Source organism: Taibaiella helva, from assembly GCF_003545695.1.
In the GTDB taxonomy this organism is placed as follows: Bacteria; Bacteroidota; Bacteroidia; order Chitinophagales; family Chitinophagaceae; genus Taibaiella; species Taibaiella helva.
Genome location: NZ_QUZZ01000001.1, coordinates 403,332 through 419,086, shown reverse-complemented (window position 1 = coordinate 419,086; position 15,755 = coordinate 403,332). Strand labels below are relative to the sequence as shown.

9 protein-coding genes are annotated in these 15,755 nt (G+C 50.7%); 1 reads left to right on the top strand and 8 read right to left on the bottom strand.

The features are described 5' to 3' along the window. Window positions 1-32 precede the first annotated feature (32 nt). Together DZC79_RS01755 and DZC79_RS01750 are read right to left on the bottom strand one after the other, a co-directional pair. Complete coding sequence (locus tag DZC79_RS01755; protein WP_118949817.1) at window positions 33-821, bottom strand: tetratricopeptide repeat protein; 789 nt, start codon at window positions 819-821, stop codon at window positions 33-35. Further along, complete coding sequence (locus tag DZC79_RS01750) at window positions 811-2,805, bottom strand: BatD family protein (protein ID WP_118949816.1); 1,995 nt, start codon at window positions 2,803-2,805, stop codon at window positions 811-813. The genes DZC79_RS01755 and DZC79_RS01750 overlap by 11 nt, the downstream gene beginning before the upstream one ends. A gap of 414 nt (window positions 2,806-3,219) precedes the next feature. On the opposite strand from DZC79_RS01750, the gene DZC79_RS01745 reads away from it, so the two are divergent. Then, complete coding sequence (locus tag DZC79_RS01745; RefSeq protein WP_118949815.1) at window positions 3,220-6,180, top strand: M16 family metallopeptidase; 2,961 nt, start codon at window positions 3,220-3,222, stop codon at window positions 6,178-6,180. A gap of 385 nt (window positions 6,181-6,565) precedes the next feature. Here the strand turns inward: DZC79_RS01745 and bamE are convergent, their stop codons facing one another. From bamE to DZC79_RS01715, 6 genes are all read right to left on the bottom strand, one after another. After that, a complete protein-coding gene (gene bamE, locus DZC79_RS01740) occupies window positions 6,566-6,877 on the bottom strand; it encodes an outer membrane protein assembly factor BamE domain-containing protein (RefSeq protein WP_118949814.1) in 312 nt (103 codons plus the stop codon). A 660-nt stretch (window positions 6,878-7,537) separates the two neighbouring features. Further along, window positions 7,538-7,933: a DUF3997 domain-containing protein gene (locus DZC79_RS01735; protein ID WP_157976852.1), complete on the bottom strand. Its 396-nt coding sequence runs from the start codon at window positions 7,931-7,933 to the stop codon at window positions 7,538-7,540. Window positions 7,934-7,944: 11 nt separating this feature from the next. Beyond that, a complete protein-coding gene (locus DZC79_RS01730; RefSeq protein ID WP_118949812.1) occupies window positions 7,945-9,906 on the bottom strand; it encodes an RHS repeat domain-containing protein in 1,962 nt (653 codons plus the stop codon). A 329-nt stretch (window positions 9,907-10,235) separates the two neighbouring features. Then, on the bottom strand, window positions 10,236-10,625 hold the full coding sequence (locus DZC79_RS01725) for a hypothetical protein (protein ID WP_118949811.1): 390 nt from the start codon (window positions 10,623-10,625) through the stop codon (window positions 10,236-10,238). A gap of 119 nt (window positions 10,626-10,744) precedes the next feature. After that, on the bottom strand, window positions 10,745-11,068 hold the full coding sequence (locus tag DZC79_RS01720; protein WP_118949810.1) for a hypothetical protein: 324 nt from the start codon (window positions 11,066-11,068) through the stop codon (window positions 10,745-10,747). Between the two features lie 85 nt (window positions 11,069-11,153). Further along, window positions 11,154-15,725 carry an RHS repeat protein gene (locus DZC79_RS01715; protein ID WP_118949809.1) on the bottom strand — a complete coding sequence of 1,524 codons (4,572 nt, stop codon included), beginning with the start codon at window positions 15,723-15,725 and terminating at the stop codon, window positions 11,154-11,156. Between the last annotated feature and the right edge of the window lie 30 nt (window positions 15,726-15,755).

Genomic DNA, 15,755 nt, shown 5'->3' with positions numbered 1-15,755 from the left:
GCGCTGTCGATACAAGCGGATACTTTTCCAGCTCAGACCTTCTCCACTGCCGATGCAGCAATCCAGCCCTCGCGGCCATTAGGCAACTTCACATTCATAAAGCGCCCGTCTTCCTGGTTGATCTCCACCACGGTACCTTCGGGCAGGCTGCCCAGCGTTTTGCCCGTCATGCGCGGGGCATCGACAAGGTTCGCACCGGTTTGCAGCACTACTGCTTTGCGGCTGTTGCCCGCGGCATCATTGGTGAACCAGGTCATGCAGCCGCAGATGAGCAGGCTGACGATGCCGAGTGAAAGCCAGCGCCCCGAGTGGGCAAAGCGTTCTTTCCGCACCCGCGCCAGGTAGACCAGCACCATAGTGGCCAGGAAAACCAGCAGGGACAATACCGCCCACACATCGCTGCTGAAGGCCTGCAGCAGGTGTTTCCACCAGGTCACGAAAAAGATCGGCTGCGTTTCAGGCAGGGGGTTCTGCACACGTCCTTTCGCCAGCAGCAGATTGTCCTTCACCAGTGGGTTGCCCGGGTCAAGAAAAGCAGCCTTCTCATAATGCAATATGGCGGCGCCTACCTTGTTGAGGCGATAATAGGCATTGCCTGTGTTGTACTGCAGGCGGGCATCGCGGGGATGGCCCTGCAGCAAAGCCTCGTAGCAGGCCGCAGCGCTGTCATATTGTCTCTGTGCATATAAAATATTCGCTTTCTGCCAGAGGGCCTCATCGGCCGTTTTATTGCCGGCCCCTGCCGGAATTGCTGCGGGCAGGAGCAACGCCAGTAGCATCAATATCCTGCCCAGTACCTGTTTGTGCCCTTTAACCTGCATGTTGCAATACGTTGTTTTTATTTTTCAGAACATTTTCCAGCTCGCCGATCAGGCCGGCGGCTTCATCCAGGGTATGCTGCCGTTGCTGCTGCCCGCCGCTGGGACTGTACAGCGCCATCTCGCATTCCAGCACCAGGCGTTTTACCCGGTCGATCTGGGCCACGGGCACCTGCTTGTGCTCCAGCTCCAGGGCGACGTTGTCCTTGGACAAGTGCGACAGGGGTATGACCAGCTTATCGCTCAGGTACAGCCATATCGCTTTGGACACCTCTTCATAGAATTCCTTATGCTGTTGTTGCGGCAGCAGCCTGCGTGCCGTAGCCAGCCTTTTCCAGGCCACCTTGTTGGCCTTCTTATTTCGGAAGAGGGCCTGGTTACCGGCGTATACATCCTGGCGCTTGCGGCGCACCAGCATCAGGATCAGGCCGGCAAAGCCCAGCAGGTACAGCATCCAATACCAGGTACGGCTCACCAGCGGAGCACCGCTGTTCAGCGCCAGGCTGTTCTTATCGATATCGTGTATATCGCCGGGCAATCTTTTGTCGGCCACCGCAGCGGTATAATGTTTTCCTTTAGTCACATGGATAGACAGCGGCTGTGTATTGATGGTCTTGTAGCTGCCGCTGGCCGGATCGTAGTAGGAGAAAGGAATAGAAGGGATCACATAGTCGCCGGGAGTCTGCGGGTTCATGCTGTAGGCAAAGATCTTGCTCCCGGTAATGGCCGGGTTACGGCCGGTGATCGTATCGGTGATCTGGGGATCGTATACACCCAGCTCGGCAGGGAAGCCGATCTTCGGATTACCGATCAGCTTGAGGTTGCCGCTGCCCGATACGGTAAAAGTGAGCGTCGCGGCATCATCCGTGCTGAGGCTATTCTTATCCAGCGTTGCTTTTACCGTAAAATTACCCACCGCCCCGGTAAAGGAAGGCGGCTGGTTGGCCGGGGGTAAGGGACGTACATTGATCTTCACCGGCTGGCTCGACAGCTTTACGGCTACATCCTTGTAATTGTAGCCCGAGAACATGTCGTCGTTGAAGAAAGGATCGTCCATGAAGAAGGAGCCGAAGGCCTGGTCGTCGGCAAAGGGATTACGGCCCTTCACCTGCTGGATCACGCGCACCATGCCTTCCGCCTTGGCGGCATCGAGCTCAAGCGTGCCGTCCTGCTGGGGGAACAAAGCCGATTTCTTCAGCAGGAATACCTGGTAGCGCTGGCCGTTCACAATTTCCTCCCTGGGCTTGGGCGGGTTCGGTATCTGGAAATCCTGGCTCCAGAAGCCGTTCAGGGAAGGCAGCTGGGTAAGGTTGACCGACATGGCCAGGCGGGTATAGAGCTTATAGCTGGCCGTGATCTGCTCGCCTACATAGGGATTGGTCTTGTCTACTTCTACCTTAATGAAGATGTTCTTCCCGATGTTCTTTTCGCTCATTTCCTCCAGGTTGCTGTTCTGCTGCTGCATAGCCTGCTGGCGGCGTGCCCGCTGCTGCTGCATCTGTTGCTGCAGCATCTGCTGGAACTGGCGCATGGCAAAGGGATCGTCATCTTCGCCATAGGGATTCATGCGCTGCTGACGCTGCTGCGCGAGAGAACCGGGTACTACTTGTATGCTTACCGTGTTGGAGGTAATATCTTTCCCGTTGTAGCTCACTTTGGCCGGGGGAATGGTAATGACGCCGGTCTTATTGGCGACCAGCACATAAGTGATGTTGACCGAAGCGCTTTGCTTCATCTGCCCGTTGATGATGGTGGTGCTGCTGCTGTTGCTCTGGTAGGGACCGCCGGCGATGGAACAACCGGGGAAAGTGGGCGGTCTGAAATCGGATGCCCCCTGGGCATTAGTCAGCACATAAGTAACCTGGAACTGATCTTTAATACCCGTTTTCTGCACATTGGCCTGTGCAGAAAAAACCATTTCCTGGGCTATGGCCGGCAGGCTGCAAACCAGCATCAGCAAGGCCCAGACAAAACCCTTCTTAATCATGATTCTAAGATAGACAAATTACGCTTTAAGAACGTACAAAGTTAAAAATAACATATCCGTGTAGGGGTTAAAGCAGCGTTAAATGGAAGGGTTGCAGGCTTCGGCGGCCTGGCCCGTAGAAAAAGAAGACCAGCCAAACTCAGCATCATCAGGACATTGTGAAGCCGCGCTATGTGTAGGTTGTGCGCAGGCACGGGCAACAACGAAAAAATACATCCTTATGAAAAATCACCCTAAAGGGGGACAGCAGCTATTGTACGTACGGTATATTTTTGGGAGGTCAGTACATTGCTATACAGCTGCCGAACGCATACCCTTATTACCAAAGGCGTTCAGACACTATTTTATCTCCCAAAAATCAGTACAGAAAAACAGGTCGGTTCTATCAAATATTTGATCACTAATTCCCGAAAAATGAAGAATAAAGTCGCATTGCTATTGTTCACCGTATTGCTGGCGCAGCATGCCGGCTTCCTTTTTGCTCAATCAGGCCAATACAAATGGGAACAGGGAAGTTCCGGAGGGTATGCCTATAAATATGTATCCAACGATCCCATGAAAACCCGGTTCTATACTTTGAAGAACGGTCTTACCGTCATCCTCACCGAAAATAAAAAGGAACCGCGCATCGCTATGAAAATTGCGGTCCGGACGGGTAGCAACAATGATCCCCGGGACCATACGGGGCTGGCACATTACCTGGAGCACCTGCTGTTCAAAGGCACTGAAGACTTTGGCACAACCGATTATGCAAAGGAGAAACCTTACCTGGATAAAATCGAAGCGCTGTATGAGGCATACGGTCAGACTACTGACAAAGAGAAGAGAAAGGCCCTGTACAGGGAGATCGATAGCGTATCGGGGCTGGCCGCCAAAATTTCCATTGCCGGCGAATATAATAAAATGATGAGCGACCTGGGCGCGCAAGGCACCAATGCCGGCACCTGGCTGGAGTCGACTGTCTATGACGAGAATATTCCTTCCAGCGCGCTGAACAAGCTACTGCGCATTCAGGCCGATCGTTTCCGCAACCCCGTACTGCGCCTCTTTCATACCGAGCTGGAAGCCGTGTATGAAGAAAAGAACCGCGCCCTTGACAACGACGACCGGAAGCTGTTATACGCCCTGCACGAAAATCTTTTCCCGACGACAAACTACGGCCTGCAAACAACTATAGGGACCATAGCGCATCTCAAAAATCCTTCCATAAAAGCAATCAAAGCCTATTATGAGCAATACTATGTCCCCAATAATATGGCAGTTATTCTCGCGGGCGATTTTAACACCAATGCTGCGATAAAGCTTATCGACGAGAATTTTGCCTATATGAAGCCCAAACCGGTTTCCGCTTACGAGCATGCGCCAGAACCCGTAGTAAAGGGACCCGTAGTTACCGAGATCTACGGGCCCAGCGCCGAAAGGGTTCAGATCGGGTTCCGTACGGGGCCCGAAGGCAGCAGGGAGCGGTTGCTGACCGATATTACGGGCGCCATCCTGTTTAACGGAGAAGCCGGGCTGATCGATCTGAATTTAAACAAACAGCAAAAAGTATTGTCGGCCAGCGCTGGTCTTGATTTTCCCTATAAAGACTATGGCATCTTCAGGCTGTCGGCCAGCGCTAAGCAGGATCAATCGCTCGAGGAAGTAAAAGAGCTGTTGCTCGGCCAGCTCGACCTGGTTAAAAAGGGCGCCTTCGATGAATCGTTGCTGAAAGCGATTGTGGCCAACCAGAAGCTGAGCCAGATAAGAGGCTTATCCAGTAACGAAAACAGGGTAGAGCAGCTCTCCAGCGCTTTTATCAACAACAGGGGCGAGGGATGGCAGAGAGACGTCGCCTATATCCACGAGCTGTCAAAAGTGACCAAGCAGCAGATCATTGCTTTCGCAAACCAATTCTTCAGAGCAGACAACTATACTGTACTGTATAAAAGGAAAGGTGAAGATAAACATATTGTCAAGGTGGAAAAGCCTGCGATCACGCCCGTGGAAACCAATGCAGGATTGCAGTCGGCCTATATCGACAAGATAAATGAGATGCCGTCGACACCCGTACAGCCCTTATGGATCGACTATGACAAAGCGATCGGGAAAGCCAGGCTCGGGCCGGCAGATGTGCTCTATGTTCCCAATAAGGACAACGATCTCTTTTCTTTGTACTACCGCTTTGACATGGGACAATGGAACAACAAGAAGCTTTCTGTTGCCAGCAATTACCTGAGCTTTCTCAGCACCGACAAATACACTTCTGAGCAGATCAGCAAGGCTTTCTACGATATTGCCTGCAGCTACGATGTCAGCGTAAGCCAGGAGTTTACGACGGTGACGATATCGGGCCTCCAGGAAAACCTTGAAAAAGCAGTTCAGCTGTTTGAGCATATCATTACCCATTGCAAGCCCGATGAGCACACCCTTGCCGCACTCAAAGGAAGGATACGGAAAAGCAGGGCCGATTATAAGCTCAATAAAAACGTGATCTTACGCGGGCTGCAATACTACGCTACTTATGGCGCCAAAAACCCGTTTAATTATGTATTGACTAACGAGGAACTGGACAATCTTAAAAGCGAAGAGCTGGTAAACATGCTGCACAACCTGCTGCAATACAAGCATACCATTATGTATTACGGGCCTGCTGCCCTGGACAAGGTAACGGCATTGTTACAGCGCCATCATCCGCTACCCGCACAGTTCTTATCCTACCCCGGCGGCGCCACCTTTACCTATAGCCGGCAAACGGCTAACCAGGTCCTGTTTGCCAATTACGATATGGTGCAATCCGAGATACGGTGGGTACGGAATACGGATGCCTACAGCCCTGAAGAGGAGCTTACGGTTGATGTGTTCAATAACTACTTTGGCGCGGGACCATCCGGTATGGATAACCTTGTTTTCAAAACGATCAGGGGCTCCAAGGCCCTGGCCTATGCTACAGGCGCCTACTACATGATCCCCAATAAAAAAGAGGACCCGTACAGCTTCTTTGGCTATGTGGGTAGCCAGGCCGATAAGATGAACGATGCCATCGCCGGGATGAATGAACTGATCAACAACATGCCGGAGTCCAGGGCCGGTTTCGAATCGGCTAAAGCCAGCCTTAAAAGCGCCCTGGAAACGGACCGCATTGTCGATGAAGGCATCCTCGGAAGCTATCTCGACGCCCAACGCAAAGGCATCAGCTACGACATCCGGAAAGTGAAGTATGAGCGTCTTGATAAGATCAGCTTTGCCGATATCAGTAATTTTGAGCGGAAGCAGCTGTCGGGCAAACCCTATACTTACTGCATCCTTGCTTCTGACAAGAAGATCGCCCTGGCTGATCTGAAGCAATACGGAGCAGTTAAAACCCTTAGCCTCGAGGAGATCTTTGGCTTTTAACCGGCCAGCCGGGGAGCGATCCATTTGCTATAGGGCGGTCATCAGCTTCGCAATGGCCGCTTCCACCCGCTTTTCCCAACCAGGCTACATCATAAGGTCCCGGACGATGATTAATTGTCCGGGACCTTGTAGCTTTGTATGACCGCAACAGGCATTAATGAAAGCTACGAAGGCATTATACCTAATTTACTTAGGCCTATTAACGGGGTTGAATGCATCACTACGGCAGCTCCGGGCTTTTCGTTGCTATCCGGGGCGCAAGGATTACGCTTGTCACTACATTGCCATCTCACTCACCTTTCGCAGCGTCCCTTTCAGGAGACACTGTGGAAAAGGAATAGATGGGCTGTTGGTTCAAAATGCTTAATTACTCCTTTCAGCACTACTAATTTGTATTCTCTCCATCCCCGTAAGTAGCAGATTCTACTGTATCTGCATGAAAGCTAACGGTAGGTTCCGTCGACCATCCAATTTTATTTTTTGAAAAATAGATAAACTCGTAATCTAAAGAATCAACTGAGCTATGACCTACATTATCTGGTTGACCTAAAATTTTAATAACTTCATTTTTTGTCATGCCTGGTTTAACCCGGTCCAATAATGCTTTTTCTTTTTCATCATAACCAGATGGTATATTAGTGCAAGAGAAAAATAAAAAACACGGGATCAATGCCATTAATATTTTAACATTAAACATATTAATTTATTATTAAAATAATTGGACAAACTGGTTTCATGAGTACTACCAAATTGCCGCCCAAGTCGACCGTTACGGGTTTGTTGAAAGGATTGTAAGTTACGCTGCTGATGCCTTTGTTCAGTCTTGGCTCAGGTTGCCGTTGGGGGCGTAGTGTAGTTTTATTTTAGGGCGCCTGACTGGCTATCCACTACAAGGCCTCGCTGCAATTATAAGCTACGAAGACATTATACCCAATTTACTTAGGCTTATTAACGGATTGAATATATCGCTACGGCAGCTCCGGGCTTTTCGTTGCTATCCGGGGCGCAAAGATTACGCTTGTCACTACATTGCCATCTCACTCACCTTTCGCAGCGTCCCTTTCAGGAGACACTGCGGAAAAGGAAGCTTAAGAAGGAAAACTCAAACTCAAATCCATTCTCAAAAGTATTTGTATCAATTGCAGATAACGTGTCTTTCTATCCCTATGTTTAAACGCAATGCTTTGCTTCTGAAATTCAATACAGGCAGACTGGGACAATAACATCCTCTAAGATAGAATAAACAAACTATTTTTATGGGTAAACCTAAGCTTTCGCTGGAAGAAAAGATATAGCTTTTCATAGCGACGAAGACATGCGAAGGAATCCGTGTGCCAGTCGGGTAACGCACCTTGAATTACCAGTCTCGTTCTATCTTTAGTTTTAAGTGGGCTGGAATATTTAAGTCTCTTCTTAAATCCATATAATCGTCCTTTTTGTATGGCCCACGTAATGAATCGTTAACTATATCGATAATCCAAAACTGAACAGTATCCACGTTTTTAATTGGTGAATCAGGAAGAATTAAACAATTTTTCTTCGGTTTTTGGGATACCAATATATAGTCTTGATTGTAACAATAATCTAGCACAGTGCATGGAATAAATCTATAATTACCTTGAATAAATTGTTCATCCCTACTTTCACTAATAAATTGATATCCTCCTGGCAGTTCTTCAGTATAGTCGCTTACTCCTGCTCCGCAAGAAAAAAACAAAGCGACAGAGCACATCAAGGCTAATTTGTTTTTCATTTTTATCTTAGTTAAAAACCTAATTCCCATGCTTTAGTTGGCCCCTGAATATTAGGACTTATTTTACCTTTACCATAGAAAAAGATAGGATAACCTCTTCCTGCACCCGCCGTCCATGATCCAATTTGTGTCTCTGCATTTCTAACCCAATTTTGTGGTGTCCATGGTCTAATATCAAAATCGTAGAAATCAGGAGCTGCCGAAACTTCATTATTACCTAAGTATTTTAAGCCAATAGTACCATAAACAAGTCCATCTCTTCTATTAAAGCGAAACAGTAAATTAAAGTAGGTATATTTTTTCCCTTTTTCAAATTCAGCCGGTGTTACACTTTTTAGATATAACAGAGATAGGTTAGCATATAATGGCCTTCCGTGTCCTTCTCTATACCAATTATTCGCTTCTTCCAATGTAATCCTACCATCAAAATCAGGTATTCCGCTTAGATCTACTCCATTTATCAAATCCTGCATGACTGATAGATGACCGGTTTCGGTAGCATGCTCAAAATTTCCGTAGTCCTCACTAAAAATTAATGCCGAATTATTTGCCACAGCGGCCTGAACCTTCACATCTTTACTTTCGACCATTTCCTTAAACCAGGTTTTGGTAGCCTCCCCAAAAGCTTGTGCAAACGCGCCACTTGCCCCTTGGGCCATTTCTGTTGACGTTCTTTCTTGACCTTCTTTTTGTAAGTCATCCTTAATGGTAACCTTTCCTGATGTCTCATCCCAATCAAAGGTAACTCCATAAATGCGAGACAAACTATTCAAGAACCTCCATCCATCAGCATGAGATGCAAACAGGGAAAACTCTTCCCCATTCGGATCCACTAAACTTTCCGGCGCATTGCCCATGGCGGCATAAGGCGAGAACACCTGCTGTCCTTCCGCATCGGCCAGGGGGTCCACCGCCAGGAACCTGCCGATCTGTGGGTCATACTGCCGGGCGTTGAAGTCCATCCAGTTCAGCCCCAGGTCCTTGATGTACTCGTTGCCCTGGTACTTGCGGCGGTTGTCCTTCACGCCCTGCGCGGTGCTAGACAGTGCTTTGATCGGCAGCCCGTGCGGGTAGTAATGGTTCTCCTCCAGCAGGCTGCCTTTGGCGATCTCCAGCACCACCCGGTCAAAGAACACATTGCTGCAGGAGGCGCAGCTCAGGTCGCGCCAGCGGCTGTTCAAATATACGGCTAAATACCCGTTGGTGGGGATCATCCGCGCGCCGTTGCTGCCTATGCTGCCCCAGGTACCGTTGCCGTTCACCTGGTAGGCGCCGCTGAACTCATCGACCAGCTTCATGTTCTCGTCAAAGAGGGCGTAGGTCAGGTAGGCTTGCGGCCTTGTTGGATCGATGCCCTGGCTCTGGATCATGTTTTCCAGGGCAGAGAAGTTCTCCTGGGTAAAGAGCTCGCTGACCAATTTGGTATTGTGGCTCTCGCCGGGCATACCGTTCACGCCGCTGGTCAGGGTGCTGATCACGCTGGCCATCAATTGCTCGGGGGTTACGGGATCGGTGGTATTGCCTTCGAAGGTCTCGTAATAGTTGTTGACGTTCATGTCCACCAAATCGCCGGCCATCACTTTTACCAGCAGGGAGGTGCCTACTTCTCTTCCCGCTTCGGCGGCGTTGAGCCGCCCGGCCTTGCTGTCGCCGGGATCGGTGCTGGCGGGCTTCTCGTCCCGTATCTCGCTTACTTTCTCAAACAGCATCCCTTCCAGGTAGGCGCTGGCCACTTCGTAGGTGGCCAGGTATTGCCGCAGGGGCTTCAGCGTAATGTCGATAATGCTGCGCACATTGCCCAGGTGGTCTTTGACAAAGTATTCTTCTTTTATAGGGGTAGCGCTGCTGTAGTCGAATACAGTACGACCGTCATCAGTGAGAGCGTATTGAAGCGTATCATTTTGGTAAACGAAGTTGCCGATGTAGTCGGTCTGCTTTGTAGGCTGGCCGGGGTTAATGACAAGCTCCTGCACTTTAGCTCCCGTAGCATCGTAGCTGTACTGTATCTGCTTACCGCCGCCCAGGTCGATCGTTACGGGTTTGTTGAAATGGTTGTAAGTGATGCTGCCGATACCTTTGTTCAGGTCTTTGTACAGGTTGCCGTTGGGGTCGTAGCTGTAGTTTTACTTTAGGGCGCCTGACCCGCTATCCACTTCAAGTCCTCGCTGCAATTATAAGCTACGAAGACATTATACCCAATTTACTTAGGCTTATTAACGGATTGAATATATCGCTACGGCAGCTCCGGGCTTTTCGTTGCTATCCGGGGCGCAAGGATTACGCTTGTCACTACATTGCCATCTCACTCACCTTTCGCAGCGTCCCTTTCAGGAGACACTGCGGAAAAGGAATCTTCAGGAGATGCTGCGGAAAAAGAGAAAAGAAGTGTCCTCTTCAGGAGACACTGCGGAAAAGGAATGTTGCCGTTCTTGTCGTAGTAAAGGTTCGATACGGTAAAGTCCAGCAGGGTCTTGCTCCAGGGGTCTACCTGGCCCTGGCCGTTGTACTCCTGCTGCAGGTAATAGTCGGCCAGCTTCAGCCGCCCGCCCAGGTCGTAGTCGTAGCCATAGGCGTGCATGCTGCTGATATTGTTGCCCAAGTTGGCGCCGGCGCTGCCCCGCCAGATCATGCCGGCGATCTTGCCGTCGAAGCGGGGCTTATCGAAGCCGTAGTCTGCCGACACTTTACCCAAGCTAACGTGTCTTTACAAAGATAGAAAATATCTACTTGGTTACTAGTTCCACGTTCTTGAAGGTGCGAAGAAAAGAAGTGGACAGTCTCGCGACACGTCCGCGCTAGCTGGAAAATAAGTTAAACTTTTACTATTACCTTATCATGCTTTAAATTCGAATCATAATTAGATATTCTATCCTCATTCTCCCAACGATTTATTCCAACCAATAAGCCACTCGCAATGATGTAGTATTTTTTATTTCCATCATAAATTTCAAATACCTTTTGATCGTACTTACACAATTCCCTATTTATATTTTTAGGCAAATCATTTTCTGAGATCTCTACAATTTTTATATTTTCCAAGAGGATAGGAATATTAATATAAGTAACAGCCCAAAATTCCACATCAACATTGTAAGAAGTATCTTCTGAAAATCCATCTTCGTCAATAAACTTCATTACACTCCTTAATAATAGGGAGCTATGGCTAATCGTATAACTCCAAACTTTAAATTTTCTATTTGAATTGTAAACCATGCTAATACTACTTGAGGAAAGGTGAATAATTAGGTACTACCTCATATCCATTACCTACACTTTTATAGAATGTCGTTTTATTCAATAGAGTAGGACTGTTGAATATTGTATGCATTTCCCAATTTGTATAATTTTTGTATGATAACGGGCCTGATGGATTAAATTTAGAAAATCTATATCTACCAAAACCTGTTACATTAAAGTGAATATTATCATAAGACTTCATTGCATTTAGAATTTGATCTTTTTGAAATCCAGTTGAAAATGATTTGTAAGTATCAAATCCTTTGGTTTCTGCAAAGCGGAATAAATCGTCACCTAAACCTAACGCAAGATTACTTTCTCTCTTAAAGGCCCTTGGCGCAAAACCAATATTCAACATCTCCGCAAACTCGTTCTCTGCTCTAGCCTCTGCTCTTACAGGAAGCGTAGTATTATACAGCATGTCAATTGGGGTACTCAGGAGCATCATCATATCCATTCCCGCCTTGGCATCTGTAAGGAATTCTGCGGCGTTTGCTGGCTGTTTTCCTAAAATGCCTCGCCGTCCAGACTCAGTGGTTGGAGGAGATAAGGCTCTGCCAAATAATCCGAAGATTCCCGCTAAATTGTAAATTCCTGTTTCAATTATGCCTGCCTCTTCCTTATCATCATCCCCGCCACTTCCTCCCGCAGAGCCTATTCCGGCCATACCGGCTACAATGCCATAACGTGATTTTGAAAAATAATCCTTGTCCGATACAGCGGCGCCACCAATAGCATATCCCATAACCGCTTTAAACCTCGAAGATATCCAATCGGAAAATCTAACGTACTTACCTTGTACAAATACACCACCGCTGTAAAGAGAGCTTAAATTAGTAAGCAGTGTCGATATCGACGCAAAATCGGTATAGGTCGTCACTGAAGTCCCATTCGGATCCACCATGCTCTCCGGTGCATTGCCCATAGCCGCATAAGGGCTCCATATCTGTTGCCCTTCCGCATCGGCCAGGGGGTCCACCGCCAGGAACCTGCCAATCTGCGGGTCATACTGCCGGGCGTTGAAGTCCATCCAGTTCAGCCCCAGGTCTTTGATGTATTCATTGCTTTGGTACTTGTGGCGGTTATCCTTCACGCCCTGCGCCGTACTGGACAATGCTTTGATCGGCAGCCCGTGCGGGTAGTAATGGTTCTCCTCCAGCAGGCTGCCCTTGGCGATCTCCAGCACCACCCGGTCAAAGAACACATTGCTGCAGGAGGCACAGCTCAGGTCGCGCCAGCGGCTGTTCAAATATACAGCTAAATACCCGTTGGTGGGGATCATCCGGGCCCCGTTGCTGCCGATAGTGCCCCAGGTACCGTTGCCGTTCACCTGGTAGGCGCCGCTGAACTCATCGACCAGCTTCATGTTCTCGTCAAAGAGGGCGTAGGTCAGGTAGGCCTGCGGCCGCGCGGGGTCGATGCCCTGGCTCTGGATCATGTTCTCCAGGGCAGAGAAGTTCTCCTGGGTAAAGAGCTCGCTGACCAATTTGGTATTGTGGCTCTCGCCGGGCATACCGTTCACGCCGCTGGTCAGGGTGCTGATCACGCTGGCCATCAATTGCTCGGGGGTTACGGGATCGGTGGTATTGCCTTCGAAGGTCTCGTAATAGTTGTTGACGTTCATGTCCACCAAATCGCCGGCCATCACTTTCACCAGCAGGGAGGTGCCTACTTCTCTTCCCGCTTCGGCGGCGTTGAGCCGCCCGGCCTTGCTGTCGCCGGGATCGGTGCTGGCGGGTTTTTCGTCCCGTATCTCGCTTACTTTCTCAAACAGCAGACCTTCCAGGTAGGCGCTGGCCACTTCGTAGGTGGCCAGGTATTGCCGCAGGGGTTTGAGGGTAATGTCGATAATGCTGCGCACATTGCCCAGGTGGTCTTTGACAAAGTATTCTTCTTTTATAGGGGTAGCGCTGCTGTAGTCGAATACAGTACGACCGTCATCAGTGAGAGCGTATTGAAGCGTATCATTTTGGTAAACGAAGTTGCTAATGTAATCAGTCTGCTTCGTGGGCTGGCCGGGATTGATGATAAGCTCCTGGACTTTGCTGCCGGCGGCATCGTAGCTGTACTGTATCTGCTTACCGCCGCCCAGGTCGATCGTTACGGGTTTGTTGAAATGGTTGTAAGTGATGCTGCCGATGCCTTTGTTCAGGTCTTTGTACAGATTGCCGTTGGGGTCGTAGCTGTAGTCGCCCGCCCCGCTGTGGCCGTCCCGGAAGTCGCCTGCGCCATAGTCGGCTATACCCTGGTCGCTGACGGCGTCCAGCTGGTTGCCGTTGGTATAGCTGTAGCTCATGATATCCATGTTCACGGGGCCGGTACCGGGCTTGACGCCGCGCTGACTCATCGTTTTGATGTTGCCGTTCTTGTCGTAGTACAGGTTCGATACGGTAAAGTCCAGCAGGGTCTTGCTCCAGGGGTCTACCTGGCCCTGGCCGTTGTACTCCTGCTGCAGGTAATAGTCGGCCAGCTTTAGCCGCCCGCCCAGGTCGTAGTCGTAGCCATAGGCGTGCATGCTGCTGATATTGTTGCCCAGGTTGGCGCCGGCGCTGCCCCGCCAGATCATACCGGCGATCTTGCCGTCGAAGCGGGGCTTATCGAAGCCGTAGTCGTATTTAAGGGACTCGCCGAAGCTGCGGTACTGGAACTCCCGGTTGCCGGTCTCGGCATACACACCGTTGATTCCGGTGAGCTGCCCGCGGATATTGTAGCTGTAGTCCTGGGTCTCGCCGCCGTTGCTCAATACTTTGCGTTGCAGGCGGCCCAGCTCGTCGTAGTACAGCGAGGAGGTCAGGGTCCAGCCGCTGGCGTTGTCCACTTTGCGCCAGGTCTTGCTCAGGCGGCCGGTGGCGGCTTCGTATTCGTTGCGGGTCGCCTCGCTGTGCTCCAGGTAGCCGTCGCTGCTCTTGTTATTAACGATTACGTGCTTGGTGTTCAGCACCTGGCCGGTAAAGGTGTACTGGCTGCCGGCATAGGAGGCATGGACAATGTTAGTGCTGCCCGGGGTGGCGAGGTCCTGGCCGGCACTATAGATCAGCCGGCCTTTGTCGTCGTAGAACAGGGCCGTCCTGCGCCAGGCGCCGGTACCGGAGGCTCCGGGGGCGGGCAGTATCTTCACCAGGCTGCCGGTGGGCAGGCCCTGGGTGCGATTACTGCGCTGCGGGCTTTCCGAGCCGGAAAGGCTTTGCTGTTCGCTGAACTGCAGCTCCGTGCTGTAGGTGTTCCACAGATCGCCGTTGGGGTCGGCTTCCCTGTAATCGTCGTAATAGGTGTAGCTCCAGCTCTCGCAGTAATTTAAGGCTGCGGGATAAACATGATAGAGGTCGTAGTTTTTAGCATAATACAGCACATGGGTAGATGGATAAGTGGAACCGTCCTCCATCAAAGCGGCAAACTGCTGCCGGGTTGTGCCGATTGCCTGGCCCTTACCGGTAACGGTTGGCCGGTCCAGGGCATCATAAAGTGTAAAGGACCACCACCCTCCGGCGCTTTTCAGGCTGCTGTCCTGGTAAAATACCAGCCGGTCTCTTTTGTCATACACAAAATACTCCCAGCCTTTGCCGGGTACTTTCTGCTCTACTTTGCGGCCCTTGCTGTCGTAGCGGTACTGGAAGCAGTACTGGTCCAGGGTCGCCTGGCTGATGCTGCCGGCGGATAGGGCGTTATCGGCGGCGGCGGGTGGCACCACGTAGCAGAGCTGCCCCTGCGGGTTATAGATGTAGAAGGTCTGCAGGTAGGTATAGCCCGGGCCGGAGGTTAGGCTGTCGGCGATCTGCTCCAGCACCACGCGGCCATCCTTGTTCTTATACACGAACTTACGGGGAGGCAGGGCGGTCCCGCTGGCTGGCGATTGGACCAGGGTACCCAGCAGCTCGCCTGCGGCATAGACGCCGTTGCTCAGGGGGCTACCGTTCCCGTCCACGCTCCAGCGACGGATACAATTACAGGCCTCGGTAATAGGAAGTGTCTCGGTGCCTCTGCTCTGCCCGACCTGGCTTTTGCCGGGGGCATAACTGGTCGTGCGCAGCACATTTCCTGCCGAGGTGTTACGCTGCAGGCTGTAGGCGGTATTGCCTTCATTGGGATACAGGTTGCTGTAATAGGCTTGCTGCTCGGTAAAGGCATTGGCCCTGAAGCCGTAGCCGGCGCTGCTGTAAGGCAGGTAGCCGGTCTCCTGGGGCCGGAAGCGGGTATCCACAGGGCTTACGAGGCTCTTTCCCTGGGTAAAATTGTGTGCCACGGCTTGCATACCACGGCTGAAGCCGTCTTTGTACAGGGTGCTCGCCTGCACATCGGATGGGGCGCTGGTGGTGGTCAGTGTGGCTGGATCGTCGATGGGTACTCTGGGCACGAAGCTCCGTTCAAAATTGTACAGCTCCGAGCTGTTGATATTGATGGCGGGTGGCACGGGTACGGTATTGGTCATACTGCCGGCAGGGGCCTGCTGGTTCAGCTGCGGCTTATTGGTCTGGGCAAAGATTGTGGCCTGTGGCCAGGAGCCCAAAAGCAGCAGGCACAGCACAAGTGCTTTTATGATGGCATGCAAGGGTTGCATTGTATTTCTATTTATATCGTGATAGTAATA

What these genes read in the sequence shown, in the direction of transcription:
- DZC79_RS01750 (WP_118949816.1), bottom strand. Translation starts at nt 2,805, where the DNA reads ATGATTAAGAAGGGTTTTGTCTGGGCCTTGCTGATGCTGGTTTGCAGC.
- DZC79_RS01720 (WP_118949810.1), bottom strand. Translation starts at nt 11,068, where the DNA reads ATGAAGTTTATTGACGAAGATGGATTTTCAGAAGATACTTCTTACAAT.
- DZC79_RS01745 (WP_118949815.1), top strand. Translation starts at nt 3,220, where the DNA reads ATGAAGAATAAAGTCGCATTGCTATTGTTCACCGTATTGCTGGCGCAG.
- bamE (WP_118949814.1), bottom strand. Translation starts at nt 6,877, where the DNA reads ATGTTTAATGTTAAAATATTAATGGCATTGATCCCGTGTTTTTTATTT.
- DZC79_RS01735 (WP_157976852.1), bottom strand. Translation starts at nt 7,933, where the DNA reads ATGAAAAACAAATTAGCCTTGATGTGCTCTGTCGCTTTGTTTTTTTCT.
- DZC79_RS01715 (WP_118949809.1), bottom strand. Translation starts at nt 15,725, where the DNA reads ATGCAACCCTTGCATGCCATCATAAAAGCACTTGTGCTGTGCCTGCTG.
- DZC79_RS01755 (WP_118949817.1), bottom strand. Translation starts at nt 821, where the DNA reads ATGCAGGTTAAAGGGCACAAACAGGTACTGGGCAGGATATTGATGCTA.